We start from the raw sequence: 19,526 nt of genomic DNA on the forward strand, positions 1-19,526 counted from the left end.
CAAGGCACCCTAATTATGCAATCAACTTCTCAGACTCACCAAAACAATAAGGCGCAACTCAATTGCGCCTTATTGTAGTTTTGGACCTAAATTTACCCCTATTTCTTACCCAACATTTCCCAGGTCTCTACTACGCTATCTGGGTTCAGTGAGATGGAGGTGATGCCTTTCTCTACCAGCCAACGGGCAAAGTCAGGATGGTCTGAAGGTCCTTGACCGCAAATACCAACATATTTATTTTGCTTGCGGCAAGCATCGATTGAACGGGCGATCATGAACTCTACCGCTGGATCGCGTTCATCAAAGTCAATCGCCAACAATTCCATACCGGAGTCACGATCCAGCCCAAGCGTTAGCTGGGTCATATCGTTTGATCCGATAGAGAAGCCATCAAAATATTCAAGGAATTGATCTGCCAGAATCGCATTGGATGGAATCTCACACATCATAATCAGGCGCAAACCATTGACTCCCCTTTTAAGACCAAACTTCTCCATCATATCGATCACGCGTTTAGCCTGATTAATGGTACGCACAAATGGCACCATGATCTCGACGTTATCAAGACCCATCTCTTCACGAACGCGCTTCATTGCTGCGCACTCTAGAGCAAATGCTTCGCCAAAGTCTTCAGAGACATAACGTGATGCGCCGCGGAAGCCGAGCATGGGATTTTCTTCATCAGGCTCATAGCGTGAACCGCCAATCAACTTCTTGTACTCATTGGATTTGAAGTCAGATAAACGGACGATGACAGGCTTTGGATAGAAAGCGGCTGCAATGGTTGCCACACCTTCAACCAATTTATCCTCATAGAACTGACGTGGACTTGCATAACCACGAGCAACACTTTCTACAGCACGCTTAAGATCCGGATCGATATTAGGATACTCAAGAACTGCACGGGGATGCACGCCAATATAATTATTGATGATGAACTCGAGACGCGCAAGACCAACGCCCGCATTGGGGATTTGACAGAAATCAAATGCCAACTGAGGATTGCCAATGTTCATAGTGATCTTCACCGGAATCTCTGGTAATACACCACGAGAAATTTCAGAGACTTCGGTTTCGATCAAGCCATCATAGATATGACCTTCATCACCCTCAGCGCAAGAGACGGTAACCATCATGCCGTCTTGTAATTGCTCGGTCGCATCACCACAACCGACTACTGCAGGGACACCCAACTCACGCGCAATAATCGCAGCGTGACAGGTGCGACCACCACGATTGGTCACAATCGCAGCAGCACGCTTCATGACTGGCTCCCAGTTAGGGTCTGTCATATCAGCAACCAATACATCGCCTGGCTGAACCCGATCCATCTCGCTAGGGTCACGAATAATACGTACTGGACCCGCACCAATCTTCTGACCAATGGCGCGGCCTTTTGCTAATACCTTTGAGCTGCCTTTAAGCTTGTAGCGCATCTCTACCTGGCCAGCTGCTTGACTCTTCACGGTCTCAGGGCGAGCTTGCAAAATATAGATACGGCCATCTTGTCCATCTTTGCCCCACTCGATATCCATTGGACGACCGTAGTGTTTTTCAATAATGACGGCGTACTTCGCCAACTCAGTAATGTCAGCATCTTCCAAAGAAAAACGATTACGCTTCTCTGGAGTGACATCCACGGTTTGCACTTTCTCAGCAGAACCCTTGGGTGCAAATTGCATCTGAATTAACTTTGAACCTAAAGAGCGACGAATGATCGCTTTTTTGTTCTGCGCCAAGGTTGTCTTAAATACATAGAACTCATCTGGATTCACTGCACCCTGCACCACAGTCTCACCTAAACCATAGCTAGAGGTAATAAAGACGACATCCTCAAAACCAGACTCAGTATCTAAGGTAAACATCACACCAGCAGCGCCTAGGTCAGAGCGCACCATCCGCTGAATACCAGCAGACAATGCTACTTCTGCATGGGCAAAGCCTTTGTGTACACGGTAAGAAATGGCACGATCGTTGTAAAGAGAGGCAAATACTTCGCGAATTTTTTTGAGAACATCATCAATACCCTCGACGTTCAAGAAAGTTTCTTGCTGACCTGCAAAAGAGGCATCAGGCAAGTCTTCGGCAGTAGCAGAAGAGCGCACTGCAAACGAACCTTTGCCAGAGTCATCGAGAACTGCAAATGCCTTACGAATCTCTTCTTCCAGCTTAGGCTGAAATGGCGCAGTCTCAATCCAGTTGCGGATTTCAGCGCCAGCTTCTGCCAAGGCGCGGACATCATCAATATTGAGATTCTCTAGGCGCTTTTGAATACGCTCGGTGAGATTGTTATGTTTTAGAAAATCGCGAAATGCTGATGCGGTAGTGGCAAAACCTGTTGGAACACGAACTCCAGTTGAGGTCAGTTGAGAAATCATTTCGCCCAAGGAGGCATTCTTACCGCCGACTGACTCAACATCTGTCATGCGAAGTTGCTCAAAAGGCAAGACATAGGCATCTGCCATACTGCTATTTTGCTGCTGTTGGTTGGACATAAAATACTCTCTAAAGATAAGGAAAGCGGTCTAGCTGTCGCCTAAAATGCGACTTACTCTAATATGACGCTATTGTAGTGCTGACCCCCCACTTTTAGGCCAAATCCATGTCTACCGAAACCCGTATTGTTTTTATTGTTTCCGATGGAACCGGCATCACCGCCGAGAACTTCAGCCAATCGATTTTGGCCCAATTTGAGGCCACTTTTAAGCAGGTTCGGGTGCCTTTTGTAGATAGCGTAGAAAAAGCCCATGATGCAGTCAACAGCATCAATCAAGCAGCTAGTAAATACGGTGTCCAGCCGATTGTTTTCACCACCTTGGTGAATGCTGAACTCAATAGCATTGTCAGCAAAGCCAATGGCCTCATTTTGGATATGTTCCAGACCTTCGTGGCACCACTTGAAGCCGCCTTAGGCATGAAGTCTACGCATGCCATGAACCGCTTGCACCACAATGCGGATACCGAAGCCTATAAAAACCGCATTGAGGCCATTAATTATTCCTTGGCACATGATGACGGACAGTCAAACCAGAACTTGGTCGAAGCCGACGTCATTTTGATTGGCATCTCCCGAGTCGGTAAAACCCCAACCAGTCTTTATCTAGCCATGCAGTATGGATTGAAGGCAGCCAATTACCCTCTGATTCCGGAAGATTTTGAACGGGGGCAACTACCAAAAGATTTAGTGCCTTATCGCCAGAAGATTTTTGGCTTGATGATTGATGCTGAACGCCTCTCAGAGATACGCAATGAGCGCCGTCCTGGTAGTAACTACGCAAAACTAGAAAATTGTCGTTATGAAATTAACGAGGCGACTGCGATGATGAAGAAGCAATCCATTCCATGGGTGATGACTACTAGCAAATCTATCGAAGAGATAGCGACCACTGTCTTGCAAGCCATGAAGTCTGATAAAACGATTTTAGGGTAGCTTGGTTTAGCTTAACTACGCCTAACGCGCATTGTTTCAAACAGGCAAACGGCAGCGGCGGTAGAAACATTTAAGGACTCCACTCGCGGGTCGATTGGTATAGCAACGCCTTTTGCTTGTGCTAAAAAATCTTCAGACACACCCTGACCTTCGCTACCCATCACCCAAGCAACAGGATGCTGTAATTCTTTTTGTAGCGCAAAGAGTTCGTATTCTGCATCTGCTGTAGCAGCAAGCATGGGGGCGGTGACAGCACTCAATACTTGTTGATTGGACCAGCCCTCATAAAGGTCTAGCAAGCGATGAGCACCCATGCCCGCACGCAAGACTTTGCTTGACCATAAATGGGCGCATCCCGATAAAGCAATTACCTGAGTAAAGCCCGCTGCTGCTGCGGTACGCAAGATCGAGCCAACATTGCCAGCATCTTGTATGCGATCTAATATCAGGACATCGCCAGCTAATGTGCTAATTGACTGTGGGGGCGTTAAGCAAGATTGAGGAAGATCGAGCAAGCCTGCAATATGAGGCGCATTGACTAACTCACTCAGTAAATCCCAGAGAGCGCTATCCAACTGGAAAACTTTAGTGTCGGGACAGATTTCAATATGAGAGTAGACCGCTTCAGAAATTTCGGGATTTTGTAAACCCACTTCCGAGGTAAGTAAGATCTTTAAGGAAGGGTCTCCCACCCAAGTCTGAACCAAATGAATGCCTTCCAATAAGGCTTGACCTCTGGCGTTTCTAGCCTTCTGCCCCTTTGATCCAGCGGCTTGCAAAAGACGAATCTCTTTGAAAAGCGGATTCTCTTTAGAGGTGATGAGATCAAAATTCATATAGATTTAGCTTGCATTCATCTCAAGTACTTTTCTGACTGGAGAAAAACTTCTACGGTGCTGCTCACAAGCGCCATACTGCTTTAACGCAGCAAAATGAGCCTCGGTCGGATAACCCATATGTTGAGCAAAACCATATTCTGGGTGACGCTCATGCAAGATTTGCATCTGACGGTCACGAGTCACTTTAGCCAAGATAGAGGCTGCCGATATTGCTGGCTCTTTAGCATCCCCTTTAATAATGGCTTCTGCAGCAATAGGTAGCTCTGGACAACGATTGCCATCGATTAAAGCCTTATCAGGCCATTGTCCTAAACGTGAGCTCAAATCCTCAACAGCCCGTCGCATCGCCAACATGGTTGCTTGCAAAATATTGATCTCATCAATTTCTGCAGGGCTAGCTTCGCCTATCCCCCAGGCCTTAGCCTTTTCCATAATTTGTTGATACAAAAACTCACGGCGTGCCGCAGTCAGTTTTTTTGAGTCCTTAAGACCATTAATAGGATTATGGGGATCTAGCACGACTGCACCCGCAACAACAGCACCAACAAGCGGACCTCGCCCTGCTTCATCTACGCCACAGATCCACACAATACTCATTGAGCCACCTGGCTCTTGCGACTATTAGTAATGGTTTGTACAACTGCTTGAGCAACAAGCAAGCCCGTTGGTCGGCGCAGTGTTTCATGCATCTGCGTAAAGCGTGCTTTTAACTCTGCGACCTGATTAGGATGATCTAGCCATTCTTGCAATGCATTAGCTAACTTTTGAGGAGTGGCATCATCTTGCAATAACTCTGGCACTACAAATTCACCGCACAAAATATTAGGTAAACCTACATAAGGCAGATAACCCTGACGCTTCATAATCTGGGCTGTGAGCCAAGGTACCTTATAAGAAATCACCATCGGCTTTTTCCATAAGGCAGTCTGCAGGGTAGCGGTACCACTAGCTATGAGGACTACGTCAGAGGCTTCCAAAACCTCGTCTGCCATCCCATCAAGTAAATGAATCTGAATGTCGGGATTGATATTCTTCGTTTTCAGCAATAGCTGCTCTAGTGGATCACGCAATCGCGACATTGCCACAGGAATTAAAAAATGGATTTTTTGACCCTTGAAACGCTCGGCCAATAATTGCATCGTTTCAAAAAAGACAGGGGCAATTAGCTCAATTTCAGAGCCACGACTTCCAGGCAATACTGCAATGACTACTCCATCCAGGGTAGTTGTTGACAGTTTTAAAGTCTCAATGATTTTTTTGCGAGCCTGAGGAATATCTGGATTCAAAGGAATTTCACTGGCTAATGGATGTCCAACATAAGTAGACGCTATACCTGCACGATCATAAATTTCAGTTTCAAAAGGAAAAATGCAGAGCATACGGTCAACTGCTTGTGCAATCTTTTTAATGCGCCCAGATCTCCATGCCCAAATAGAGGGAGAAACTAGATGCAACGTCGGAATACCGGCTTTACGCAATTGCAGCTCAACCCCTAAGTTAAAGTCAGGCGCATCAATCCCCAAGTAGACATCAGGACGACCCTCACCCAATAGATGGTTAATCAGTTCTTTACGAAGTTTCAGAATAGCCGGAAGTTGTTTGATAGCCTCAACATAGCCACGCACACTTAAGGTTTCCATGGGCCAATCTGAGCGCATACCTTCAGCTTGCATGCGTGGTCCACCAATGCCATATACCTCTAGACCAGCCATATCTGGAATTTGATTTAATGCACTCAGAACTGGCGCAGCGAGTAAATCACCAGAGGGTTCGCCAGCTACACAAGCTAACTTTGGCAAAGTATTCCTATCGTTACCGAATAATGCCGCGAGTAGAGGCGGCAATAAAGTCATGGAACTCCGTCAGCTTTTCTACAGTGGCTGCATCAGCCGCACTTGCAGAAATCATTTTCTGAATTTCTACTTTAGCATCTTCAAAACTGAGGCCATCTTTGTAGAGAATCTTATAAGCCTGACGCAATGCAGAAATCGTTTCACTAGAAAAACCGCGACGCTTTAAGCCTTCTACGTTAATACCATGAGGTGAGGCTTTATCACCAGCTGCAATTACAAATGGTGGAATATCCTGCACCAGCGCTGAAGCACCACCCAACATCGCATGTTGCCCAATGCGCACAAATTGATGAACACCAGACATGCCACCCATAATGGCCCAATCATGCACATGCACATGACCTGCAATTTGCGCATTACTTGAGAAAATGGTGTGATTACCAACTTGGCAATCATGCGCAATGTGGACATAAGCCATGATCCAGTTGTCATTACCTATACGGGTAATACCTTCATCCTGAGAAGTGCCTGTATGAATGGTAGTGAACTCGCGAATCGTATTGCGATCACCAATCATGAGTTGCGTTGGCTCCCCACGATATTTCATATCTTGGGGAGGTCCACCAATAGCAGTAAAGTGAGCAAAGTTATTGTCTTTGCCAATCGTGGTGTGACCCTCGATCACAGTATGCGATCCAATCTTAGTGCCAGTGCCAATTTTGACATGAGGACCAATCACAGAGTAGGGACCAATCTCGACATCACTGGCAATCTCTGCTTTGCTGTCCACTACAGCAGATACATGAATCTGGGTCATCATGCGCCTTTCGAACGAACCGCACAGGTGATATTGGCCTCAGCAGCTATCTCACCATCTACAGTTGCCTGGACTGCAAACTTATAAATACCAGCACGACCACGCTCTAACTTTGCGGTCATGATGAGTTGATCTCCTGGCAATACTGGCTTTTTAAAGCGTGCGCCATCAATGCCCGCAAAATAGTAGACCGCGTCTTCGGCACGCTCTTCAGAAAAGGTCAGTAAAGCAGCAGTTTGTGCCAAAGCTTCAATGATCAGTACACCAGGCATTACCGGAAAGTCAGGAAAGTGTCCTTGAAAGAAAGGTTCATTCATGGTCACATTCTTCAATGCAGTAATAGTCTCGCGTGGAGTGATTTCTAGAACACGATCTACCAATAAGAATGGATAGCGATGTGGCAACAACTGGAGAATCTTATGGATATCGATCGCAATTGGTGTGCTCATAAATGACCTACTAAAAAGTGAATGAAATTGATCTACTAAAAAGTCCTAAGACTCAGAATTCTTATTTTTATCTAATAAACGCAAGCGTTGACGTATTTTATCTAGGCCACGCAAGATTGCAGCGTTTTTCTCCCAAGCGCTATGTAGCATCGAAGGGTAAACCCCTGTGAAATGCTGTCCTGGCTCAATAATTGAACGAATAATCGAGGTATTACCAGAGACTGTTGTCCTGTCAGCGATAGTGAGATGACCAGCAAAATTTGCTGCTCCTCCAATGATGCAGAAATTACCTATTTTTGTACTTCCCGAGATAGCAGCACAACCAGCAACGACGCAACAACTGCCTATAACTACATTGTGAGCAATCTGCACTTGGTTATCAATCTTAGTGCCCGAACCAATTACGGTATCACTCATCGCGCCACGATCAATCGTAGTAGAGGCGCCAATTTCAACATCATCGCCAATTACCACATTACCCGTTTGCGGAATTTTGACCCACTCTCCCCCAGCGGCAGAGAAGTCGGGTGCAAATCCAAAACCATCAGCACCGATCACTGCACCGCTATGAATAATGCAACGCTCCCCAATTTGGGTGCCTTGATAAATCGATACGGAAGGATAAATCAGAGTATCGCTATTGATGACACTATTTCTAGCAACCGTTGTATTACCCAAGATAGAAACGCGTTCTCCCAGTTTTACGCCAGCCTCAATTTGGACAAAAGGTCCAATATGGCATGAGCTTGGAATATGGGCTGTCGGATCTATCGCCGCACTCGGGTGAATGCCTGGAATATAAGTCGGCGAACTTTGTTTTGCAAAAAATTGAGCCATCCTAGCAAAGGTGGCGTAGGGATTCTTAGAAACAAAGTAGGCACGCTGTGGGGTATTTTCACCAGGATTTGCATTTAGAAAATCCAAATCTGCTTTACTAACAATGAGAGCGCCAGCGCTACTATCAGAAGCCTGTTGGCGATACAGCGGGTTTGACAGAAACGATATTTGATTTTTTTGGGCGAGCTCTAATGGAGCGAGGCCAATGAATTCGCTGGAGGCCTCCCCCACCAAGCTTGCTTGAAACAGATCGGCCAGCTCAATGGCGGTAGGCATCAGTCTTACTTAAGACTATTTAAAGCCTTGATAACATCATCAGTAACATCAGTTTTAGGATTGGCAAAGGCAGGATCCTGAATAATGATATCTAACTTTTTTTGTTCCGCAACTTGCTTAAGAGCAATATTGGCCTTTTCGGTAATTTTAGCGCGCTCCTCAAAATTTCTCTGATTTAAGTCTTCGTTATATTCACGTTGTTTGCGCTGCAATTCGCGATCTTGTTCAGCTAACTCACGTTGACGACGCGAACGTTCCGCCTCACTCATTACAGCAGCATCGCGATCGAGCTTTTCGGCTGCTGACTTGATTTTTTCAACAGCAAGACGTAGTTCATTCTGACGTTTCGAGAACTCATTCTCTAATCTAGCTTGGCTTTGCTTAGCCATATTAGATTCGCTAAATACTTTATCTACATTAACGGCACCAACTCGTGTACCTACATCTTGCGCAAAAACCTGCTGAGATCCAGATGCAAATACTGCAGCAATCAAGCCAACTTGAATATATTTAGAAAATTGATAAAGCTTCATAAAACTTTCCTTAAGCAATTAAAACGCTGTCCCTACCTGGAACTGCAAACGCTGCACATTATCGGTAGGCAGTGCTTTATATGGAATACCATAACTAAACTTAAGCGGTCCAAGCGGTGATATCCATGATAAACCCAATCCATAGGAATATTTTAAGGCTAAGTTGATATTCTGCCCAAAAGCATTACCGCCATCAACAAAGGTAAAAACTCGTAAGGTCTTATCAACGCCAGAACCTGGGACTGGAACGGTATATTCCACATTACTTACAATTTTGGACTGCCCACCAGTGGGCTGATAGATGCCATATGTTGAGTTGTAGTACTGAGGTCCCAGAGAGCCAGGGGAATAGCCACGGACAGAGCCAATGCCGCCAACGTAATAATTTTTAGTAATTGGAAAGGGATTGCTACCATATGCATCCCCATAACCTACCTCACCATTAAATGAGAGGATGTTACCTTTGGAGAAAGAATGATATTTCTGGTACTGGCCAAATAGTCGATAGAAAGTCATATTTCCTACCGGTGTCCCAGCCTCAGCAGAGAGTTGCTGCAAAGAACCATCGGAAGGAATTAAGGCGCTATCCCGGCCATCTCGGGACCAGCCCACAGTTATGGGTACGTTATAAGTCGTTAATGTTGCAGGGTAACCAGGAGCGGCTATGCCATAACTTTGAGCGTAATTCAAATAGGGAACGGGTGTATTGACAGTGGTTTGAATTTGAAACGCCTCTACACCAGTGCCAAAAAATACTCGATCTACCTCTGTATAGGGGACTCCAAACTTCAAGTTCGTTCCAATAGACTTAATTTGGTAATCAGGATCTCCAGCATAATACAGGGGCTTAGATGTACGATAGTACAAATCAGAATAGCGACTAATACCATCCTCGGTAAAGTAGGGGTCATAGTTTGACAACGACAAGCTTTGATTAATTTTACCGACAGAGCCATTCAAGCCAACCGAAGTTCCAGTACCAAAAGCATTATCCTGATTGATGCCAGCAGACAAAATCAGTTTTTCAGTAGAAGAAAAACCAGCACCAATCGACACTGCACCGGTTGGTTTTTCTGCGACCTTGACATTGACGTCTACTTGATCTGGGGACCCGGGTACATCCTCGGTGGTGATATCAGTCTCGGTGAAATACCCTAATCTACTCAAGCGCTTTTTAGATAAATCAATTTTGTCGCTATCAAACCAAGAGCTTTCAAATTGACGCATCTCGCGACGAATCACCATGTCACGGGTTTTTGCATTTCCAGAAATCTCCACCTTACGCACATAAATACGGCGACCTGGATCTATTACTAAAGTGAGATCTACCTCCGATAATTCACGACGAACATCTGGCTGAGGATTGATTGTTGCAAATGCATAGCCATAAGAACCCAATACTTCTGCAATAGCCTTAGTACTCTCCGTTAAACGAGCGGATGAAAAAGTATCTCCTGGCTTTATGACTATCAACTGCTTAAACTCAGTCTCTTTACCAAGTAACTCACCCGCCAGACGAACGTCCTTAACGGTAAATTTCTTACCCTCGCGAATACTGACGGTTAAGTAAATTCCTTTTTTATCGGGCGTAATCGAAACTTGAGTAGACTCAATCACAAACTCGAGGTAGCCACGATTTAAGTAGTAGGAGCGAATAGTTTCAAGATCGGCAGTAAGCTTTTGCTTGGAATAGAGATTATCTTTACTGTACCAAGACAGCCAGCCACCCGTCTTGAGTTGCATTTCACCTTTGAGCGTACTTTCGCTAAACGCCTCTGTACCAATAAAATTGATTTCTTGGATTTTAGCAACTGGGCCTTCGTCGATATTGAAATAAACAGCCACTTGGTTGCGCTCTACCGGGGTAACAGTCGCAACTATTTCTGCAGCAAACATTCCTTTACCAACATAAGCGCGCTTCAATTCTTGCTCAGCTTTATCGATTAAAGCTTTGTCATAAAAACGAGCCTCAGAAACACCCACTACCTTCAATGATTTACGAATATTTTCGGGATCAAACTCTTTCATTCCTGTAAATTCAATCCGAGAAATCGTTGGGCGCTCCTCAACGATCACAATCAGTACATCGCCCTGAGCCTGAATTTGTACATCTCTAAAAAATCCAGTGCTATATAGTGCTTTAATTGCTTCCGCGCCCTTTTCTTCAGTAAATGTTTCACCAACCTGAACAGATAAATAACTAAATACTGTGCCAGGTTCTACGCGCTGCAATCCTTCAACCCGAATATCTTTCACAACAAAAGAATCTGCCGCAGAAACATTAAAGCTAAGCCCAATAGCAACAACCAATAGCAATCTAGCTAAAAAACGACCAAAAAGAGAATAGAATAGTGTTAGAAACTTCAAGGCGATAAATAGCGTTGTAAATCGTTAAACAAAGCCAGTAGGGATAGCGAAATCAGCAACAGAAAGCCCAATTTTTGGAACTGTTCCTGCATCGAAAGCGAAATCCGTTTTCCAGCGACCAACTCCCATGCATCATACAGGAGCTGACCCCCGTCAAGCATGGGAAAAGGGAGTAAGTTGAGGAGCCCAATGCTGATGCTAATTAATGCCAAAAATGCCAAAAAGGGTTGCCAGCCAATCTGGGCAGACTTACCAGCCATGTCAGCAATACTTAAGGGGCCTCCCAACTGCTTGATGGAGGTTTGACCGGTAAACATTCCCGCCATAAGCCTGAGAGATACCTTGCTGATTAACCAAACTCGGTGGCTTGCAAATCCCCAGGCCTGAAGGGGGTTCAATTTGAGCTCATCCCATTGAGCCAAAGGGGTTACTTGAGGCAGTAAACCCAGACTTTTCATGGGATCACCTTCTGGAGTAATTTTTGGTAAATCATCAGCCTTAAAGGCTTTGATAAAACGACTACCGTTTGAATCCTGCAGCTCCAGCGCGAACCCAGACTCTCCGGTTAGAGCATCCATGAGATTCCAGCGCAAAGCGTTCCAACTTGGAATGGAGTCAAATTCCCCAGAAATGGGCGCAGCACCTGAATCGAGAGTCTGCCATCCAGTTACTCTGTCTCCCGCACTTACACCGAATTTTGCAGCAACTGAATTTTCTGGGGGGCTTTGTAAGACAGCTGGAAGTTGTGGCACACCAGAAATATAGATGACGGAAAATAGTGCAACCGCTAAGAAGAAATTTGCAAATGGTCCTGCCGCCACAATCATAGAGCGCTGCCAAAGAGGCTTTTGATCAAAAGCCTGCATCTCATCCTCCACCGCAATATCTTGAGAACGATCTCGACCATCTAATAATTTGACGTAGCCACCTAAAGGTATTGAAGCAAGCACCCATTCAGTTTTGTTTTTTGCGTGATAAGTGAAGAGTGGTTTTCCGAAACCGACTGCAAAGCGCAGGACTTTTACGCCGCATGCACGAGCTACTAAAAAATGGCCAAACTCATGAAAGCTCACCAATACACCAAGAGTCAGTAAAAATGCACCAAGGGTAATCAATGCTTGCAAAGAGAATCCTTAATCACCTTAATTACTTTTGTAAAACTTGGATAAACTCACGCGCTACTTTTCTGGCCTGTGCATCCATACTCAAAATATCCTCCAATGAATCTGCATTAGTCAGAGCAATAGCGTTCAAGGTCTTCTCCACTACTGCGGGGATTTGGAGATAAGGCAAGCCCGCGCCTAAAAACGCAGCGACAGCAACTTCATTGGCAGCATTCAGTACTGTAGGCGCTGTACCACCTGCTTTGGCTGCAGCAAAAGCCAAAGCAAGACACGGGAAGCGAGCAAGCTCTGGCTCTGAAAAATGGAGACTAGCCAGTTGAGTTAAGTTTAAGGGCGCTACTCCAGCCTCAATACGCTCTGGCCAGGCCAAACCATAAGCAATGGGGGTGCGCATATCCGGTTGACCTAACTGTGCCAATACTGAGCCATCACGATAGCGCACCATTGAATGCACTACGCTTTGAGGATGAATCAACACCTTAATTTTTTCAAGCGGCAAACCAAATAACCAGAAGGCCTCAATGACTTCAAGCCCCTTATTCATCATGGTTGCAGAATCCACAGATATCTTTCTACCCATGACCCAATTCGGATGAGCACAGGCCTGATCTGGAGTAATACTCGCTAATTGATCCAATGGCGTATTTCTAAAAGGCCCACCTGATGCAGTAAGCCACAATTCTTCCACGCCATGATTAGAATGTGGGGCTTTAGTAAATTCATTTGGCAAGCATTGAAAAATGGCATTGTGCTCACTATCAATTGGAAGTAATTCCCCGCCTCCATCTTTCATGGCTTGCATAAACAAATTACCAGACATCACCAGCGCTTCTTTATTTGCAAGCAGAACACGTTTGCCAGCTTTGGCTGCCGCAAGGGTTGGCACTAAGCCCGCTGCTCCGACAATGGCAGCCATTACTGTGTCACATCCAGAATCTGTTACCGCTGTTACTAAGGCTTGAGGACCATACAATACTTGAGTCTTAATATTGTTCTCAAGCAATAATTTTTCTAAGCGCACAGCATCACTGGCTTCCGAGACAACAGCAATAGCAGGCTTAAATTCAATACACTGCTCTGCCAAGCGATCAACTTGCTTACCCGCAGTAAGTGCTGCCACCTGAAAGCGATCAGGATGAGCCCGAATCACATCCAACGTATTCACACCAATCGAACCAGTAGAGCCCAGAACGGTAATAAGTCTCTTCATTACACCAGTCCCGCAAGTAAAGCTGCAATTGGCATAGTAGGCATTAATGCATCAATACGATCCAATACCCCACCATGCCCTGGCAACAAATGACTGCTATCTTTCACGCCAGCCAAACGCTTTAATTGGGACTCAAAGAGGTCACCAAAAATACTGAAGGCTGTTAATACTGTCACCATCAGAAACATGGCGACCCAACCAAAGCGTATCGCCCATGCCCCAAATAAAGTAGCTTCGAAGGGTAAGTAAAACACGCACAAAAATGCGTATGTGTAACAGAGAGCCAGACCGCCTATTGCACCCTCAACTGATTTCCCCGGGCTAATTTGGATGGCTAATTTGTGTTTTCCAAACGCCTTACCAACAAAGTAGGCGCCAATATCGGCTACCCACACCAAAGCAATCGTAGTTAACAAAAATACGAGCCCTAACTCTCGCAAGAAAACCAAAGCGAACCAAGTTGCTGGCAGCAAAATGAGTCCGAGTACTCCGTAAAAAGGACGCAACTTTTGCAAAGAGAGATTCATGCCTTTAGCAAGCATAAAAGGGGCGATAAAAAACCAAAAGAAGACTGCTAAGAGCAATAGAGCAAATTGCCAATCGACGTTTTTCATCCCTAGCAACAATAAAATAATCATTAAGCAAAAAAGAGCGTAAAGCCAGGCTGCCCGCCCTGCTTCGGGTGCAAGTAAACGACTCCACTCCCAAGCAGCAGCTAATAGGGTTAGCAAAAAGAATGCGCCAACATATACGGCTGGCAGTAAAAATAAGATTGGCAATAGAACTGCCAGTAAAACAAGGGCAGTAATCACGCGGGTTTTTAACATGTGGAGTAGTTTAGATAATTAAACTGCATCACTCATCACTTGCGATGCAAGCTGAGCGCTGGTTCGCCCGAAACGACGTTCGCGCTGACTAAACCAATCAAACGCCTTATGGAGCTCAGCTTCATCAAAGTCTGGCCATAAAACATCTGTGAAATATAACTCTGTATAAGCTAACTGCCATAATAAAAAGTTACTGATGCGTTGTTCACCACCAGTGCGGATAAATAAATCTGGCTCTGGGGCATAAGCCATCGAAAAATGGGGTTGCAATAAATCCTCACTGACGTCTTCCGGCTTCAAATTTGGATTGGCAGCCAAGCAACGACTCATCGCCTGCAAGATATCCCAGCGTCCGCCATAGTTTGCAGCGACAGTAATTGTCAGCGCCTTACATCCAGCAGTCTTTTCTGCTGAGAAATGAACCATTTCCTGAATTGCCTTATCAAAGCGACTGAGATCGCCAATCACACGCAAACAAATATCATTTTCTGCAAGACGAGAAACTTCCGCCTTGAGCGATTTTAGAAAGAGCTTCATTAAGAAACCCACCTCTTCTGGTGGGCGACGCCAGTTCTCAGAACTAAAAGCAAATATCGTCAAATACTCAACGCCGGTACGACGGCACTCTTGAACGATTTTCCGAACCGCAGCTAAGCCTTCAGTATGGCCTGTCACTCGAGGCATCATACGTTTACTCGCCCAACGCCCATTACCATCCATGATGATCGCAACATGGCGAGGAATAGCGCTTACCTCTGGAATGGCTTGAGTAGAACTGAGGTGTTGGGTCATAAAAGAATCAAACTCAATCAGGCCTTAAACCGTCATGATCTCTTTTTCTTTTTCAGTAATGATCTTGTCGATATCTACAACTGCTTTATCGGTCATCTTCTGAATCTCATCAGTGGCACGACGCTCTTCATCTTCAGAAATCTCTTTATCTTTGGTTAAGCGCTTGAGATGTTCATTAGCATCGCGACGTAAATTACGCACTGCAATCTTAGTATCTTCACCCTCGCTCTTGACGACTTTAGTGAGCTCGCGACGACGCTCTTCAGTCAATGCGGGCATTGGCACGCGAATCACAGTACCTTGTGAGGCAGGATTCAAACCCAAATCCGAATCTCGAATCGCCTTCTCCACAGCAGCAACCATGGTCTTTTCAAATGGCTGAACATTAATCGTGCGAGCATCTGCTAGGCCCAAACTCGCCACTTGACTTAGTGGTGTTGGATTACCGTAATACTCCACTTGAATATGTTCCAGTATTCCTGGATTGGCACGCCCAGAACGAATCTTCGCCAAATTCGTTTTCAAAGCCTCAAGAGACTTTTCCATCTTTTGATTGGTATTGGTTTTAATTTCTGCTGCAGACATCAGGCCTCCTATTAAACGTGCACCAAAGTACCTTCAGATTCACCCTGCACTACACGCATCAATGCGCCTGGCTTAAGAATCGAAAATACTTTGATTGGTAATTTGCGGTCACGACACAATGCAAATGCAGTAGCGTCCATAACTTGTAAGTTCTGAATTAATGCCTCATCAAAGGTGATGGTCTTATAAAGAGTCGCGGTTGGATCCTTGACTGGATCGGCGCTATAGATGCCATCCACCTTAGTAGCTTTCAGCATCACTTCCACACCCATTTCAGCGCCACGCAAGGCGGCGGCAGTATCGGTTGTAAAGAATGGGTTACCTGTACCTGCTGCAAAGATCACTACTTTGCCTTCGCTCATCGCGCGAATGGCACGTGGGCGTATGTAAGGCTCAACCACTTGGTCCATTCTCAGGGCGGATTGCACGCGCGCTTCAACCCCTTTTTGACGCAAAGCATCTTGTAATGCGAGAGAGTTCATCATGGTCGCCAACATGCCCATATAGTCAGCAGTTGCACGATCCATACCAGCAGCGCCGCCAGCAACGCCGCGGAAAATATTCCCCCCACCAATGACGATGGCAAGCTCAACACCACTATTGACCACTTGGGCGATTTCAGAAACCATGGAATCAATAGTGATCGGATTGATGCCAAAAGCATCATCCCCCATCAGGGCTTCACCAGATAATTTGAGGAGGACGCGTTTGTAGCCTGGCATGATTTTATTTTCCGTAATTTGCCAAGTACTTTGCATACTTAGCTTATTGATCTTTAAGTACTTTTTTAATATCTCCGCCAAATTATAAAGGGCTTGGGAAAGATCAAACAAAAGGGCACAGAAACCTGAGTTTCTATGCCCTTTTGGGTATTACTGACCTACTGGGGCAAGCCCCGAGCTGGCTAATTACGCAGTAGCTTTAGAGGCGGCAGCTACCTGAGCAGCCACTTCAGCCGCAAAGTCGTCTTGACGCTTCTCAATGCCTTCACCCACAACAAACATCGTAAAACCTTTGACGTTTGTGTTGGCAGCTTTGAGCATTTGCTCAACGGTTTGCTTATCGTTCTTTACAAAAGTCTGATTCAGTAAAGAAACTTCTTTGAGGTACTTCTGAATGGAACCTTCCACCATCTTCTCAACGATTTCAGGTGGTTTACCAGATTCAGCAGCCTTTTGAACAGCAACGCTACGCTCAATCGCAATCGACTCAGCAGGAACGTCAGCCGTAGACAAAGCAACTGGCTTCATGGCAGCAACGTGCATCGCAACATCTTTGGCAGCAGTGTCGTCACCTTCAAACTCAACCACTACACCAATGCGGGTGCCATGGAGGTAAGAAACCAACTTATTGCTACCAGTAAAACGCTTGAAGCGACGTGGCATGATGTTCTCACCAATTTTGCCAATCAATGCGCTGCGCACTGTATCCACCGTAGATCCGTTTAAAGGCAGTGCGAGCAATGCAGCAACATCAGCTGGGTTCTTTTCAGCAACCAACTTGACGCAGTCATTTGCAAATGCCAAGAAGTCATCATTCTTAGAAACGAAGTCAGTTTCGCAATTCACCTCTAACAAAGCACCGTTAGTACCATTGATAGAAACGGCTACGATACCTTCAGCAGTAACACGAGAAGCCGCTTTACCAGCTTTGCTACCCAGCTTTACGCGCAGAATTTCTTCTGCACGAGCCATATCACCATCAGCCTCTGTCAAAGCTTTTTTGCACTCCATCATCGGAGCATCAGTTTTGGCGCGCAATTCGCCAACCATTGCAGCGGTAATAGCAGCCATTATTCAGCTTTCCCTTCTTCAACAAACTCTTCTTCACCTTCTTTAACGGCTGTCAAGATTTCTTGAACGGAGTTCGCTTTGCCTTCGAGGATTGCGTCAGCAATACCACGTGCATAAAGGGTTACAGCTTTGCTTGAGTCATCGTTACCAGGGATGATGTAATCAACGCCTTCTGGTGAGTGATTAGTATCCACCACAGCGATCACTGGAATACCGAGCTTGTTCGCTTCAGTAATCGCAATCTTGTGATAGCCAACGTCCACTACGAAAATCGCATCAGGAACGCCGTTTAAATCTTTAATACCACCTAGAGCTTTTTGTAGTTTGTCGAGATCACGGTCATTCGTCAAAGCTTCTTTCTTGGAAAGCTTTTCCCAGTCGCCAGCTTCTTTAGCAACTTCCATGTCCTTCAAACGCTTGAGGGAACCTTTAACTGTTTTGAAGTTGGTGAGTGTGCCACCCAACCAACGGCTATCGATATAAGGCATACCAGCACGAGCAGCTTCTTCAGCAATGATCTCGCGTGATTGACGCTTAGTACCAACAAACAAAATCGTGCCACGATTAGCAGCAACTTGTTTTGCAAATTTCAGGGCGTCCTGAAACATTGGCAATGTTTTTTCCAAGTTGATGATGTGGATCTTATTACGATGACCGAAAATAAATGGGGCCATCTTTGGGGACCAGAAGCGTGTTTGGTGACCAAAATGGCAACCGGCTTCCAGCATTTGACGCATTGTTACTGACATAACTTCTCCTAAGGGTTAGTTCTAAAGTTGAGTCCTAGCTGCGCTAAAAAACGCCACCCTGGAGGGATCAACTCGCGATTTCAAGTCCAAAGTAGACTTGAGTCCAAAATTATAGCTTAAATATCAAGGCTCTAGCTAGTCTTAGCCAAGTCTGTCCCTAGACCCAGTGCGATAAAACTGGCCCTAAATACCCTAAAAACTGGGTTACCGCCTATTTTTTAGGCAGTATTGGTAAGCTAAGACCGTCCAAGTCGTTGATAATCAAGGAATGAATAGTGTATTTACCGCAGAAAAAGACATCCTTGGGATGCGTGAGGCTGGTCGCTTAGCGAGTGAAGTTTTGGATCATGTAGCTCCCCATATTAAGGCTGGCGTTACCACTGGCGAACTTGATCGCATTTGCCACGAGTACATGCGGGACGTGCAAAAAACTATTCCTGCGCCACTGAACTACCAACCCCCAGGTTACCCACCATTTCCGGCGTCCATTTGCACCTCGGTCAATGATGTGATTTGCCACGGCATTCCTGGGGACAAAGTTCTCAAAATTGGTGATGTGGTTAACTTAGATATCACCGTTATTACTCCCGATGGTTATTACGGCGACACCAGTCGAATGTTTATGGTTGGTGAAGTTTCTCTGCTGGCCAAGCGTCTGACGCAAATTACTTTTGAATGCATGTGGCTGGGCATTGCTCAAGTGAAACCAGGTGCATCACTCGGTGACATTGGTCACGTGATTCAAACACATGCTGAAAAAGCAGGCTATTCCGTTGTGCGTGAGTACTGCGGGCACGGTATCGGCAAAGTGTTTCATCAAGACCCGCAAATCCTTCACTATGGTCGCCCAGGCACTGGTGAGAAATTAGAAGCTGGCATGACTTTCACCATTGAGCCGATGATCAACGCAGGTCGTCGTGAAATTAGAACCATGCCAGATCAGTGGACTGTCAAAACCAAAGATCGTAGCTTGTCTGCGCAGTGGGAACATACACTTTTGGTGACGCAAACTGGCGTTGAGGTATTAACCTGGTCAGAGGGCAGCAATCCTCCGCCGGACTGCGTTAAAGGTCTTGCATTCAGGCCTTTAACAGCTAGCGCGTAA

The 19,526-nt window shown here is 45.6% G+C and carries 19 protein-coding genes; 2 read left to right on the forward strand and 17 right to left on the reverse strand.

Going from position 1 to position 19,526, the window contains the following annotated elements:
* Positions 1-98: 98 nt before the first annotated feature.
* Positions 99-2,495: a phosphoenolpyruvate synthase gene (ppsA, locus tag VC178_RS00105; protein ID WP_323481174.1), complete on the reverse strand. Its 2,397-nt coding sequence runs from the start codon at positions 2,493-2,495 to the stop codon at positions 99-101.
* Between the two features lie 107 nt (positions 2,496-2,602).
* Here ppsA and VC178_RS00110 point away from each other — a divergent pair, with 107 nt between their 5' ends.
* Positions 2,603-3,430, forward strand: a complete 828-nt coding sequence (locus VC178_RS00110; protein ID WP_323481175.1) for a pyruvate, water dikinase regulatory protein — start codon at positions 2,603-2,605, stop codon at positions 3,428-3,430.
* A gap of 11 nt (positions 3,431-3,441) precedes the next feature.
* Here VC178_RS00110 and VC178_RS00115 read toward each other — a convergent pair whose 3' ends face one another.
* The 16 genes from VC178_RS00115 to rpsB all read right to left on the reverse strand — a co-directional run bounded on the left by VC178_RS00115 (position 3,442) and on the right by rpsB (position 18,421).
* Positions 3,442-4,266, reverse strand: a complete 825-nt coding sequence (locus tag VC178_RS00115) for an RNA methyltransferase (RefSeq protein WP_323481176.1) — start codon at positions 4,264-4,266, stop codon at positions 3,442-3,444.
* A gap of 6 nt (positions 4,267-4,272) precedes the next feature.
* On the reverse strand, positions 4,273-4,866 hold the full coding sequence (rnhB, locus tag VC178_RS00120; protein WP_216178262.1) for a ribonuclease HII: 594 nt from the start codon (positions 4,864-4,866) through the stop codon (positions 4,273-4,275).
* Positions 4,863-6,122 (reverse strand): lipid-A-disaccharide synthase, encoded by a 1,260-nt coding sequence (gene lpxB / locus VC178_RS00125; RefSeq protein WP_323481177.1) that lies wholly within the window; start codon positions 6,120-6,122, stop codon positions 4,863-4,865. Before lpxB ends, rnhB begins: the two co-directional genes overlap by 4 nt.
* Positions 6,082-6,879: an acyl-ACP--UDP-N-acetylglucosamine O-acyltransferase gene (lpxA, locus tag VC178_RS00130; RefSeq protein ID WP_323481571.1), complete on the reverse strand. Its 798-nt coding sequence runs from the start codon at positions 6,877-6,879 to the stop codon at positions 6,082-6,084. Before lpxA ends, lpxB begins: the two co-directional genes overlap by 41 nt.
* Positions 6,879-7,328, reverse strand: coding sequence for a 3-hydroxyacyl-ACP dehydratase FabZ (gene fabZ, locus VC178_RS00135; RefSeq protein ID WP_215296536.1), 450 nt, complete (start codon positions 7,326-7,328; stop codon positions 6,879-6,881). The genes lpxA and fabZ overlap by 1 nt, the downstream gene beginning before the upstream one ends.
* A 45-nt stretch (positions 7,329-7,373) precedes the next feature.
* Complete coding sequence (lpxD, locus tag VC178_RS00140; protein ID WP_323481178.1) at positions 7,374-8,441, reverse strand: UDP-3-O-(3-hydroxymyristoyl)glucosamine N-acyltransferase; 1,068 nt, start codon at positions 8,439-8,441, stop codon at positions 7,374-7,376.
* Between the two features lie 5 nt (positions 8,442-8,446).
* Positions 8,447-8,974, reverse strand: coding sequence for an OmpH family outer membrane protein (locus VC178_RS00145; protein WP_323481179.1), 528 nt, complete (start codon positions 8,972-8,974; stop codon positions 8,447-8,449).
* A gap of 18 nt (positions 8,975-8,992) precedes the next feature.
* Positions 8,993-11,284, reverse strand: coding sequence for an outer membrane protein assembly factor BamA (bamA, locus tag VC178_RS00150; RefSeq protein WP_416350519.1), 2,292 nt, complete (start codon positions 11,282-11,284; stop codon positions 8,993-8,995).
* Positions 11,285-11,337: 53 nt separating this feature from the next.
* Complete coding sequence (locus tag VC178_RS00155) at positions 11,338-12,465, reverse strand: M50 family metallopeptidase (protein ID WP_323481180.1); 1,128 nt, start codon at positions 12,463-12,465, stop codon at positions 11,338-11,340.
* Between the two features lie 22 nt (positions 12,466-12,487).
* Complete coding sequence (ispC, locus tag VC178_RS00160; RefSeq protein WP_323481181.1) at positions 12,488-13,675, reverse strand: 1-deoxy-D-xylulose-5-phosphate reductoisomerase; 1,188 nt, start codon at positions 13,673-13,675, stop codon at positions 12,488-12,490.
* Positions 13,675-14,502, reverse strand: a complete 828-nt coding sequence (locus tag VC178_RS00165) for a phosphatidate cytidylyltransferase (protein WP_323481182.1) — start codon at positions 14,500-14,502, stop codon at positions 13,675-13,677. The genes ispC and VC178_RS00165 overlap by 1 nt, the downstream gene beginning before the upstream one ends.
* Before the next feature lie 18 nt (positions 14,503-14,520).
* The gene (uppS, locus tag VC178_RS00170; RefSeq protein WP_215296529.1) at positions 14,521-15,294 is read right to left on the reverse strand and encodes a polyprenyl diphosphate synthase; all 774 of its coding nucleotides are present in this window, start codon (positions 15,292-15,294) and stop codon (positions 14,521-14,523) included.
* A 24-nt stretch (positions 15,295-15,318) separates the two neighbouring features.
* Positions 15,319-15,879, reverse strand: coding sequence for a ribosome recycling factor (gene frr, locus VC178_RS00175; RefSeq protein ID WP_215296528.1), 561 nt, complete (start codon positions 15,877-15,879; stop codon positions 15,319-15,321).
* Between the two features lie 11 nt (positions 15,880-15,890).
* Positions 15,891-16,601, reverse strand: coding sequence for a UMP kinase (pyrH, locus tag VC178_RS00180; RefSeq protein WP_215319842.1), 711 nt, complete (start codon positions 16,599-16,601; stop codon positions 15,891-15,893).
* Positions 16,602-16,787: 186 nt separating this feature from the next.
* Complete coding sequence (tsf, locus tag VC178_RS00185) at positions 16,788-17,672, reverse strand: translation elongation factor Ts (protein ID WP_215296526.1); 885 nt, start codon at positions 17,670-17,672, stop codon at positions 16,788-16,790.
* Positions 17,672-18,421, reverse strand: coding sequence for a 30S ribosomal protein S2 (gene rpsB, locus VC178_RS00190; protein WP_071467757.1), 750 nt, complete (start codon positions 18,419-18,421; stop codon positions 17,672-17,674). The genes tsf and rpsB overlap by 1 nt, the downstream gene beginning before the upstream one ends.
* A gap of 268 nt (positions 18,422-18,689) precedes the next feature.
* Here rpsB and map point away from each other — a divergent pair, with 268 nt between their 5' ends.
* Positions 18,690-19,526 (forward strand): type I methionyl aminopeptidase, encoded by an 837-nt coding sequence (gene map, locus VC178_RS00195; protein ID WP_215296525.1) that lies wholly within the window; start codon positions 18,690-18,692, stop codon positions 19,524-19,526.

Origin of the sequence: Polynucleobacter sp. AP-Sanab-80-C2 (genome assembly GCF_035012965.1) — a bacterium.
In the GTDB taxonomy this organism is placed as follows: Bacteria; Pseudomonadota; Gammaproteobacteria; order Burkholderiales; family Burkholderiaceae; genus Polynucleobacter.

Bases quoted from the DNA above. Each gene is read 5' to 3' on its own strand.
- uppS (WP_215296529.1), bottom strand. From the start codon at position 15,294: ATGACCCAACACCTCAGTTCTACTCAAGCCATTCCAGAGGTAAGCGCT.
- ispC (WP_323481181.1), bottom strand. From the start codon at position 13,675: ATGAAGAGACTTATTACCGTTCTGGGCTCTACTGGTTCGATTGGTGTG.
- VC178_RS00115 (WP_323481176.1), bottom strand. From the start codon at position 4,266: ATGAATTTTGATCTCATCACCTCTAAAGAGAATCCGCTTTTCAAAGAG.
- rnhB (WP_216178262.1), bottom strand. From the start codon at position 4,866: ATGAGTATTGTGTGGATCTGTGGCGTAGATGAAGCAGGGCGAGGTCCG.
- ppsA (WP_323481174.1), bottom strand. From the start codon at position 2,495: ATGTCCAACCAACAGCAGCAAAATAGCAGTATGGCAGATGCCTATGTC.
- tsf (WP_215296526.1), bottom strand. From the start codon at position 17,672: ATGGCTGCTATTACCGCTGCAATGGTTGGCGAATTGCGCGCCAAAACT.
- map (WP_215296525.1), top strand. From the start codon at position 18,690: ATGAATAGTGTATTTACCGCAGAAAAAGACATCCTTGGGATGCGTGAG.
- rpsB (WP_071467757.1), bottom strand. From the start codon at position 18,421: ATGTCAGTAACAATGCGTCAAATGCTGGAAGCCGGTTGCCATTTTGGT.
- VC178_RS00165 (WP_323481182.1), bottom strand. From the start codon at position 14,502: ATGTTAAAAACCCGCGTGATTACTGCCCTTGTTTTACTGGCAGTTCTA.
- VC178_RS00145 (WP_323481179.1), bottom strand. From the start codon at position 8,974: ATGAAGCTTTATCAATTTTCTAAATATATTCAAGTTGGCTTGATTGCT.
- lpxB (WP_323481177.1), bottom strand. From the start codon at position 6,122: ATGACTTTATTGCCGCCTCTACTCGCGGCATTATTCGGTAACGATAGG.
- fabZ (WP_215296536.1), bottom strand. From the start codon at position 7,328: ATGAGCACACCAATTGCGATCGATATCCATAAGATTCTCCAGTTGTTG.
- pyrH (WP_215319842.1), bottom strand. From the start codon at position 16,601: ATGCCAGGCTACAAACGCGTCCTCCTCAAATTATCTGGTGAAGCCCTG.
- lpxD (WP_323481178.1), bottom strand. From the start codon at position 8,441: ATGCCTACCGCCATTGAGCTGGCCGATCTGTTTCAAGCAAGCTTGGTG.
- lpxA (WP_323481571.1), bottom strand. From the start codon at position 6,879: ATGACCCAGATTCATGTATCTGCTGTAGTGGACAGCAAAGCAGAGATT.
- VC178_RS00110 (WP_323481175.1), top strand. From the start codon at position 2,603: ATGTCTACCGAAACCCGTATTGTTTTTATTGTTTCCGATGGAACCGGC.
- frr (WP_215296528.1), bottom strand. From the start codon at position 15,879: ATGTCTGCAGCAGAAATTAAAACCAATACCAATCAAAAGATGGAAAAG.